Origin of the sequence: Candidatus Pelagibacter communis (assembly GCF_001180185.1) — a bacterium.
Classification (GTDB): domain Bacteria; phylum Pseudomonadota; class Alphaproteobacteria; order Pelagibacterales; family Pelagibacteraceae; genus Pelagibacter; species Pelagibacter ubique_F.
In genome coordinates this window covers 1-3,123 of record NZ_CVSS01000046.1, presented here as the reverse complement: position 1 = coordinate 3,123, position 3,123 = coordinate 1, and the positions used below count along the sequence as shown (strand labels likewise).

Genomic DNA, 3,123 nt, shown 5'->3' with positions numbered 1-3,123 from the left:
AGAATTTGGACATAACCCTATTAGAGAGGAAAAAGCAGAAGAAATTATTAAAAAGAAAAAAGCTTTTTAGCCTTATCTGTGATTTCTGATATTTGATTTGATCTATCTTGTTTATCTCTAGTTCCAAAAGCTTTCTTAAGATCTTCAGTAAAAGTTGTCTCAAGTTTTTTCTTAACTTCAGATAAGTCTTTCTTTTCAATAGTCCATTCAGGTTTTCTGCACTCTTTTGCAAGTTCCTCTATCATTCCAATTACTGGAACAAAACCTTCATGACCAAATTTAACTGCATTTAACATTTCTTCCTCTGTTAAACCGCTTGCCTCAGACTCAACCATAAGCACAGCATCTTTTGTACCTGCTACAACTAAGTCTAATTTTGATTTTTCTAATTCTGTTTTAGATGGATTTAAAACATATTTTCCATCAATATATCCAACCCTAGACGCTCCAACAGGACCCATAAATGGCATTCCCGATATAGCTAATGCTGCTGATGAAGCTGTAATTGATAAAATATCTGCTTCATTTTCTTTATCATATGAAATTACAGTTGGTAATAACTGAACTTCATTTTTAAATTCATCAGGAAACAATGGTCTGATTGGTCTATCAATTAATCTAGAGATTAATGTTTCACTTTCAGTTGGTCTTGCTTCTCTTTTGAAATATCCACCTGGAATTTTTCCAGCCGCATAATATTTTTCTTGGTAATTAACTGACAATGGAAAGTAATCCACATCAGGATTTACTTTTTTTGCTCCTACTACTGTTGCTAAAACTACCGTCTCGCCACATCTTGCTATTATTGCGCCATCTGCCTGTCTCGCTATCTTTCCTGTTTCTAAACTTATCTTTTTTCCTGCTACTTCAATTTCCTTCTTATATACTTTAAACATTTCATTTCCATTTCGTTTCGTTCGTTTCGTTCCATTCCGTTCTAGCCAACTTGACTTCTATTTTCTTAAATTCAATTTCGACAGTACATTTTTGTAAGAATCCATCTTATTTCTTTTAAGATAATCTAATAATTTTTTTCTTCTATTAACCGCTCTCAATAATCCAACTGAGGAATGTTTATCTTTTTTGAACTGCTTAATATGCTTTGAGAGTGTTTCAATTTTTTCAGTTAAAAGTGCAATTTGAATTTCTGATGAACCAGTATCTTTTTCATGAATTGCTAGCTCTTTTGCTTTTATATTCATATAATTATTTCCTATTTGTTTGTTTGTTTTATCAAGTTTTCTATTTTTTCTGCATACTCAAAAGACTCATCTTTTCTAAAAAGTAATTTTGGTAAAAATTTCATAAATACTTTCTTTGATAGTATTTTTCTTATCAAAAATGAGTAATCTTTAAGTTTATTAATAACCTCGTCTGCATCTTTTCCACCTAACGGCATTACATATGCCTTTGCTATCTTTAAATCTTGACTCATTTTAACTTCTGTAACTGTAATCATATTTGTTTCTAAATTTGGCACTTTTGCCTCATTTTTTATAAATATCATACTTAAAGATTGTTTAATCATCTCTCCAACTCTTAGTTGTCTCTGAGAAACTGGTTTGCCTATTCTATCGGCCATTATATTGTTCTCTCTTTTGAAGTTATATTAAAAGCCTCTATTATGTCACCTTTTTGATAATCCATATAATCTTTTATCGTAATTCCGCACTCTTGACCATTGCTAACATTTTTTACCTGATTTTTTTCTCTAAATATAGTACTCACTTTTCCAGTATAAATTATATTTCCATCCCTTATTAATCTTACATCTGAGGTACTATTTATCTCTCCCTCTGTTATTTTACAACCTGCTACCTTTCCTGCACCTGATACTTTAAAAATTTGAAGAACTTCTGCATTACCTGAAATATTTTCTTTAACATCTGGCATTAGTAATCCAGACATTCTTTTTTTAATATAATCTAAAACCTCATAAATTATATTATACGACGAAATTTTTATACCTTCGTTTTCTGCAAGCTTTTTAGCTTCTTTACTAGGTTTTACATTAAAAGCGATTAAAACAGCATTTGAGGCTTTTGCTAAAGTCACATCTGTTTCAGTAACCATTCCGATATCAGCTAAAATAATCTTTGGTTTTACTTCCTCATGTTTAATTTGACTGATTGCATTTTTTATAGCTTCTGATGATCCATGTACATCTGATTTAATAATTAAGTTTAATTCCTCTGCAGATTTACTAGAAAATGCAGACTCTTGAGTTGCAAATGATAGTGGATTTTTTCCTACTTTTGCTTCTTCTGCTCTACTTTCACTTAACAATTTTGCCTCTTTTTCATTATCTAATACAATAAAATCATCTCCGGCTTTTGCAGCACCATTTATACCTAAAATTTCTACAGGTGTTGAAGGAGGTGCCTCATTAATATTTTTTCCTTTATCATTAATGATAGCTCTCACTTTTCCCCATTTTAAACCACTTACGAAAAAGTCACCTTTTTTAAGAGTTCCTGTAGTTACAATTATATTAGCAACTGGACCTCTTCCAACATCAATTTTGGACTCTAAAACAACTCCTGTTGCTTTAGATTCAAAATCAGTCTTTAAATCTAAAATTTCAGCCTGAAGTAAAATCGACTCAACTAATTTTTCTAAATTTAATTTTGTTTTAGCTGAGATTTCAACCATCAAAGTATCTCCTGATAAGTCCTCTGCAATTAATTCATATTCAAGTAATTGATTTTTGATTTTTTGTGGATCCGCCTCAGGTAAATCACATTTATTGATTGCAACAACTATTGGAACATTTGCAGCTTTAGCATGTTTAATTGACTCTATTGTTTGAGGCTTTACTCCGTCGTCTGCGGCAACAACTAAAACTACAACATCTGTAAGTTGAGTTCCTCGAGCTCTCATTTCTGTAAATGCAGCGTGACCAGGGGTATCGATGAATGTTAATTTATTTGAATGGCTCTCTATTTGATACGCTCCGATATGTTGAGTAATACCTCCAAATTCCCCTGATACAACATTTGCACTCCTTAAAACATCAAGCACTGATGTTTTTCCATGATCTACATGCCCCATAACAGTTACAATGGGGGTCTGTGAGAGCTATCATTAATGATAAAGGAAAAAATATTAATGAGGCACCTCCTT

The 3,123-nt window shown here is 31.7% G+C and carries 2 protein-coding genes and 2 pseudogenes; all 4 read right to left on the bottom strand.

The features are described 5' to 3' along the window. Positions 1–53: 53 nt before the first annotated feature. Positions 54–896: pseudogene (locus AMN95_RS04020) on the bottom strand (polyribonucleotide nucleotidyltransferase); the annotation flags it as partial. Positions 897–953: 57 nt separating this feature from the next. Next, positions 954–1,202 (bottom strand): 30S ribosomal protein S15, encoded by a 249-nt coding sequence (gene rpsO, locus AMN95_RS04015; RefSeq protein WP_075522689.1) that lies wholly within the window; start codon positions 1,200–1,202, stop codon positions 954–956. Between the two features lie 11 nt (positions 1,203–1,213). Beyond that, positions 1,214–1,582 (bottom strand): 30S ribosome-binding factor RbfA, encoded by a 369-nt coding sequence (gene rbfA, locus AMN95_RS04010; RefSeq protein ID WP_075522688.1) that lies wholly within the window; start codon positions 1,580–1,582, stop codon positions 1,214–1,216. Next, a pseudogene (infB, locus tag AMN95_RS04005) lies at positions 1,582–3,075 on the bottom strand (translation initiation factor IF-2); the annotation flags it as partial. The pseudogene infB and the gene rbfA, both read right to left, overlap by 1 nt. Positions 3,076–3,123: the final 48 nt, after the last annotated feature.

Excerpts from the sequence above, each read along its gene's own strand:
- rbfA (WP_075522688.1), bottom strand. The coding sequence starts at position 1,582 with ATGGCCGATAGAATAGGCAAACCAGTTTCTCAGAGACAACTAAGAGTT.
- rpsO (WP_075522689.1), bottom strand. The coding sequence starts at position 1,202 with ATGAATATAAAAGCAAAAGAGCTAGCAATTCATGAAAAAGATACTGGT.